The 4,744-nt window shown below is 73.7% G+C and carries 2 protein-coding genes; both read left to right on the top strand.

Features of this window, described 5'->3' with window-relative positions:
* A partial coding sequence (locus tag IE247_RS33790; RefSeq protein WP_190127196.1) for a type I polyketide synthase occupies window positions 1-3,132 on the top strand: 3,132 nt, incomplete at its 5' end.
* A gap of 238 nt (window positions 3,133-3,370) precedes the next feature.
* Window positions 3,371-4,744, top strand: a 1,374-nt coding sequence (locus tag IE247_RS33795; protein WP_190127197.1) for a type I polyketide synthase, incomplete at its 3' end; no start/stop codon positions are given.

Consider the following 4,744-nt stretch of genomic DNA (forward strand, 5'->3'; position numbering starts at 1 on the left):
GCCGAGACGGTCACCGCCGCGCTCGCCAAGGCCCACACCCGGGGCATCGCCGTCGACTGGCAGGCGTACTTCGCGGGCACCGGCGCACAGCGCGTCGACCTTCCCACGTACGCCTTCCAGCGCAAGCGCTACTGGCTGGAGGCCCCCGCCCATGTCCCGGGCGGAGATGTGTCGTCCGCCGGGATCGGGGCGGCCGGGCATCCGCTGCTGGGGGCGGCGGTCGAGCTGCCGGACTCGGACGGGTTCCTCTTCACCGGCCGGCTCTCGCTCCGTACGCACCCCTGGCTGGCCGACCACACGGTGGGGGGCACGGTTCTGCTGCCGGGCGCCGCTCTCGTGGAGCTGGCTGTGCGCGCGGGGGACCACGCGGGCTGTGACCTGCTGGAGGACCTCACGCTGGAAGCGCCTCTCCTCCTGCCCGAGACCGGCGGAGTACAGCTGCGGATCGTCGTGGCGGAGGCCGGTGAGGCGGGACGGCGGGAGTTCGACGTCTACTCGCGCCCCGAGGACGCCGCGTTCGAAGAGCCCTGGACCCGGCACGCGGGCGGGGTGCTCGCCATCGCCGCCGAGACCGCGAACGAGACCGAGGCCGAGGCGTCGGCCGAGTGGCCGCCCGCCGGGGCCGTACCCTGCGAGGTCGAGCAGCTCTATCCGTCGTTCGACGCGATAGGACTCGGATACGGACCGGCGTTCCGCAATCTGCGGCACGCGTGGCGGCGCGGCGACGAGGTGTTCGCCGAGGTCGCACTCGCTGAGGACCGCGTACAGGAAGGCGTCCTGTACGGGCTCCACCCGGCGCTGCTGGACGCCGCTCTGCACGCGGTCGGCCTCGGTGACTTCTTCCCCGGTAGCGACGGTGGCGACGGCGGCGCGCGGCTGCCGTTCTCGTGGGACGGTGTGCGGCTGCACGCCGTCGGAGCGTCGGCGCTGCGGGTACGCATGGCCCCGGCCGGTACCGACGCCGTCGGGCTGAGCATCACGGACGAGACGGGGGAGCCGGTCCTGACGGTCGACTCGCTCGTGCTGCGCCCGTTCTCCGTCGGTTCCGTCGGTTCCGTCGGTTCCGCCGCCGGTGGCGCGGGCATCACCCGAGAGGCGCTCTTCCAGGTCGACTGGCCCGTGCGGACGCTGTCCGGGACACGGCCGCCCGCCGACGGCTCCTGGGCGCTGCTCGGCGGCGATCCGCTGAGGCTGGGAGCCGCGCTGGAGCGGACGGGGGTGCTGGCGGCGGACGCCGCGTTCGGCGCGGACACCGACGAGACCGGCGGTCACTACCCGGACCTGGCGGCGCTCGGCGAAGCGGCCGAACGGGCCGAGGCGCTCGGCGATCCGATGCCGGAGACCGTCCTCGTCCCGCTCGCGCCCCGGCTCGCGCCTTCCGGCGGCCTGCCCGCCGCCGTGCGCGCGGCGGCGGCGGATGCACTGGTGCTGATCCAGTCCTGGCTGGCCGATGAGCGTTTCGCCGCCTCCCGGCTGGTGTTCGTCACCCGCGGGGCCGTCGCGACGGACGCGGGCGAGGACATCGAGGATCTGACGCACGCGGCGGTGTGGGGCCTGGTGCGCTCCGCGCAGGCCGAGCACCCCGGCAGGCTGGTGCTGGTCGACCTCGACAGCGAGGACGCGTCCTGCCGCGCCCTGCCCGCGGCGCTCGACAGCGACGAGACCCAGATCGCGGTACGGGACGGAGCCGTACGCACCGCGCGTCTGGCACGGGCCGCCTTCGGCACGGCCGACGGACTCCCGGCCGGGCGTGGTCTCGACCCGGCGGGCACCGTCCTCATCACCGGGGCGGGCGGCACCCTGGGCGGGCTGCTCGCCCGGCATCTGGTGGAAGAGCACGGCGTACGGCATCTGCTCCTCACCAGCCGCAGAGGGGCGGCCGCGGAAGGCGCGGCGCGTCTCACCGAGGAGCTGACCGGGGCGGGCGCGCGGGTCGTCTGGGCAGCGTGCGACGCCGCCGACCGGGCCGCGCTGGCCGGGCTGCTGGGGTCCGTGCCGGAGAGCCGTCCGCTGACGGCCGTCGTGCACGCGGCGGGAGTGCTGGACGACGGCACGGTCGAGTCGCTGACCGCCGAGCGGATGGACCGGGTGCTGCGGCCCAAGGTCGACGCGGCGCTCCATCTGCACGAGCTGACCCGGGATCTCGATCTCGCGGCGTTCGTCCTGTTCTCCTCGGCCGCCGGAGTCTTCGGCAACGCGGGACAGGCCAACTACGCGGCGGGCAACACCTTCCTCGACGCGCTCGCCCAGCACCGCAGGGCGCGCGGACTCACCGCAGTCTCGCTGGCCTGGGGCCTGTGGGACGACGAGGCGGGCATGGCCGGGACACTCGCCGACCACGACCGTGAGCGGCTGAGCCGGGGCAGCATGAACCCGCTCTCCGCCGCCGAGGGCCTCGCGCTCTTCGACGCGGCGTTCCCGGACACCGCGTCCGACGGCGGCCCGTCCGACGGCGGCGCGTCGCCGGCCGCGAGCGTGCTGGTGCCCGCGCGGCTCGACCTCGCCGTGCTGCGCGCCCAGGTGGGCGACGCGGTGCCGCCGCTGCTGCGCGGACTGCTCCGTACCCCGGTACGGCGCAGAGCGGGCGGCGCGTCGGCCGAAGCGCCCGAGTCGCTCACGCAGCGGCTCGTACGGCTGCCGGCCGCCGAGCGGGACCGGGTCCTGCTGGAGCTGGTCTGCTCCCAGGTCGCCCAGGTGCTGGGGCACGGCTCGACCGCCGCCATCCAGCCGGGCAGCGCCTTCAAGGAGCTGGGCTTCGACTCGCTGACGGCGGTCGAGCTGCGCAACCGCCTCGGCGCGGCCACCGGGCTGCGGCTGCCCGCCACGCTGATCTTCGACTATCCGACGCCTGAGGAGCTGAGCGGACACTTGCGTTCCGGGCTGCCGCTCGGGGACGACGGACCGTCCGTCTTCAGTGAACTCGACCGGCTGGAGGCCGCCCTGAGCGGGGCGGACGCGGACAGTGTCACGCGCTCGCGGATCACGATGCGCCTCCAGGCGCTCATGGCCAAATGGCACGAGGCGCAGGAGCCGGCCGGTTCCGCCGCCGACGGGGACGCCGACGACGGCGACCTCGCGTCGGTGACGGACGACGAACTCTTCGATCTCCTCGACGACGAACTCGGCTCCTGAGAGGGGACCGAGAGGGCCTGACGAGCTTCTGAGGAGTCCCGGGGTACGCCCCGGGGCACGCCGGAGCCGAGGGCGCCCCGCCACAGCACGAGCACCACCGGGCTGGTTCGGCCCGCCGCGAGAAGCCGGCCGGACCAGCCCCCCCGTACACGGGCCACGGGATCCCGCACACCGCGAGAGCCGAGGCCGCTCAGCCGACCGACCAGTACAACCGCCTCTCTGGCATGGAGCCCACGCAATGGTGAACGAGGACAAGCTTCGCGACTACCTCAAGCGGGCGACCGCCGATCTGCGCCAGGCCCGCAGGCGGTTGCGCGAGGTCGAGGAGAAGAACCAGGAGCCCATCGCCATCGTCGCGATGAGCTGCCGCTACCCCGGTGGCGTACGCACCCCCGAGGATCTGTGGCGGCTGGTCGAGAACGGCGACGACGCCGTCTCCGGATTCCCCGTGGACCGTGGCTGGGACGTGGAGTCGCTGTACGACGCCGACCCCGACAGCCCTGGTTCCAGCTATGTCAGCGAGGGCGGTTTCCTCTACGACGCCGCCCGCTTCGACCCCGCGCCCTTCGGGATCTCGCCGCGCGAGGCCCTGGCGATGGATCCTCAGCAGCGTCTTCTTCTTGAAACCTCCTGGGAGGCGTTCGAGCGGGCGGGCATCGACCCCTCCTCCGTGCGCGGCAGCCGTACGGCCGTCTTCGCCGGTGTGATGTACCACGACTACACCGCTCGGCTCGACTCCGTGCCCGAGGGCGTCGAGGGCTTCCTCGGCACCGGCAGCTCCGGCAGCATCGCCTCCGGCCGGGTGGCCTACACCTTCGGTCTCGAAGGCCCCGCCGTCACCGTCGACACGGCCTGCTCGTCCTCGCTGGTTACCCTGCACCTCGCCGTGCAGGCGCTGCGCGCGGGCGAGTGCTCCCTCGCGCTCGCGGGCGGTGTCACCGTGATGGCCACCCCCGCGACCTTCACCGAGTTCAGCCGTCAGCGCGGCCTCGCCTCCGACGGCCGCTGCAAGCCCTTCGCGGCGGCGGCCGACGGTACGGGCTGGGGCGAGGGCGTCGGCATGCTCCTCGTCGAGCGGCTCTCCGACGCCCGCAAGAACGGCCACCCCGTTCTCGCGATCGTGCGCGGCTCGGCGATCAACCAGGACGGCGCGTCCAACGGACTCACCGCCCCCAACGGCCCCTCCCAACAGCGCGTCATCCACCAGGCGCTCACCAACGCCCGGCTCTCCGCCGCCGATGTCGACGTCGTGGAGGCGCACGGCACGGGGACCACTCTCGGCGACCCGATCGAGGCGCAGGCGGTTCTGGCGACGTACGGCCAGGACCGGCCGGCCGACCGTCCGCTGCTGCTGGGCTCCATCAAGTCGAACATCGGCCACACCCAGGCCGCCGCCGGTGTCGCGGGCATCATCAAGATGGTCGAGGCGATGCGCCACGGCGTCGTGCCGAAGACCCTCCACCTCGACGAGCCGACCCCGCACGTCGACTGGGACGCCGGAGCCGTCTCCCTGATCGGCGAGACGATCCCCTGGCCGCAGAGCGACGCACCCCGTCGTGCGGGTGTGTCGTCGTTCGGTTTCAGTGGTACGAACGCGCATGTGATCGTGGAG

The organism is Streptomyces inusitatus, assembly GCF_014651115.1.
Classification (GTDB): domain Bacteria; phylum Actinomycetota; class Actinomycetes; order Streptomycetales; family Streptomycetaceae; genus Streptomyces; species Streptomyces amakusaensis.